At 38.9% G+C, this 1,917-nt stretch carries 1 protein-coding gene; it reads left to right on the top strand.

Translation table 11 applies throughout. The annotated features are described in order from the left end of the window. Positions 1–1,917: beta strand repeat-containing protein (locus FFO06_RS21275; protein ID WP_162501220.1), on the top strand; the 1,917-nt coding region annotated here is incomplete at both ends.

Raw genomic sequence — 1,917 nt, 5'->3', positions numbered from 1 at the left:
GTAATGTCAATATTAATGGTAATGGTGTTAATGCAGAAGGATTGAGAGCGGGAATTTTATCACCGGGAAGTCGGGTACAATTGGGTGGTTTAACTCAGACGGGAACTGTTAATTTCAACGAAAATTTTTACTCAACCTTTCCTCAAGGTGTGACTAGGGGAAATGTCAGTTTAAGTAATGGTGCTGAAATCAATGTCCGTGCTGCTGGTGGTGGTAGTATTACCATAAATTCCCGAAATTTGAATGTGAATGAGAATAGTAGGGTGCGTGGGGGGATACAAAAGAATTTAGGTTCAGTAAATGCTCAAGCAGGGAATATTGAGATTAATAATATTGAGCAAGTCACCCTAGATAATGCGGTTATTGCTAATATTGTAGACGAGTTTAGTAAGGGGAATGCTGGGGATATTAATATTCACAGTTCATCTTTAACCTTGAAAAATGGTAGTACGATTAATACTAGTGTCTTTGCTGGCACTTCTAATAGTATTAGTGGTAATAACAATAACACAATTGGTAAAAGTCAGCTCGGAAGTATTACAATCAACGCTTCTAATGATGTCACAGTCAAGAATGGAGGAAGAATATCCAGTGAGACTTACAGCTTTTATGATGAAGAAAATGTTGCGGACGCTGGGAACATCACTATTACCACTCCTACTCTAAATTTGGAAGGTGGTTATATCAGCGCTAATACTGAGTACAAGGGTAATGCTGGTAATATTAGGATTGAAGCCATAGGAGGTGAAGGAGTAAACATATCAAACAGGGGGGCGATATCCAGTAGCGTATTATATGGCGGTACTGGTACAGCAGGTAAGATCACTATTACCACTCCTACTCTAAATTTGGAAGGTGGTTATATCAGCGCTAATACTGAGGACAAGGGTAATGCTGGTAATATTAGGATTGAAGCTGACAATATCAATATTGCTGGATATAATAGGGACTACAACAACTACAGTAGGATTACCTCAAATACCAGTGGCTCAGGCAAAGGTGGTAATATAGATATTACCACATATAATAACCCCAACCTAAATATTAACGTTGGCGACAAAACTATTATTTCTGCCTCTACAGCAGCCCAGGGTTCAGGGGGAAATGTCAAGATTACTGCTCCTCAAAAGATTAATATTCAGGGTAAGGGAACAATCGAAGCATCAACATTAAATACTGGTAGTGCGGGTACAATAGAGATCAGATCTAATAACTTAAACCTGTCTAATGGACTACAAATAGTTACTTCAACTAGCAACAAAGGTAATGCGGGGGACATTACATTTAAAATCACAGACAACCTTAAATTAACCAATAGCACCATCTCCTCCGGGGCTACTTCAGATTCTACGGGAAAAGCAGGAAACATTAACATTGACCCCACATTGATAGAATTGGATGGTTCTCAAATCACTGTGAATAGTCAAGGATCAGGCGACGGTGGTAATATTACCCTAACAGGAGATAACCTAAATCTGAATAATTCTACCATCTCAGCCAGTACCAAAAGTGGTCAGGGCGGTAATATCACCCTGAATATTCCCGATACTATCCGTCAAAATAATAGCAAAATTGAAGCTAGTGCGGGGGAAAATGGTAATGGTGGTAATGTGACAATTAATACTAAATTTATCATTGGTAATAGTGGTGAAAATAGAATTAGTACCAATGCAAAGCAAGGTGCAGGTGGCAATATCAAGATTACCACCCAGGGAATATTCGGGTATAAAGATAATCAAATCAGCGCTAGTTCGGAAACGGGTGTGAATGGAGTTGTAGACACAAAGACACCAGAAGTAGATCCTAGTCAAGGATTAATTGATTTACCTGAAAATTTACTTACTGCTGCTATTGTCACCAATTCTTGCCGTCAAGGACAAAATTCATTAATAGTTAAAGGTAGGGGGGGTTTAGCCT

Origin of the sequence: Dolichospermum planctonicum, assembly GCF_005402965.1 — a bacterium.
GTDB lineage: Bacteria > Cyanobacteriota > Cyanobacteriia > Cyanobacteriales > Nostocaceae > Dolichospermum > Dolichospermum planctonicum.
This window is presented reverse-complemented; position numbering and strand designations above follow the sequence as displayed.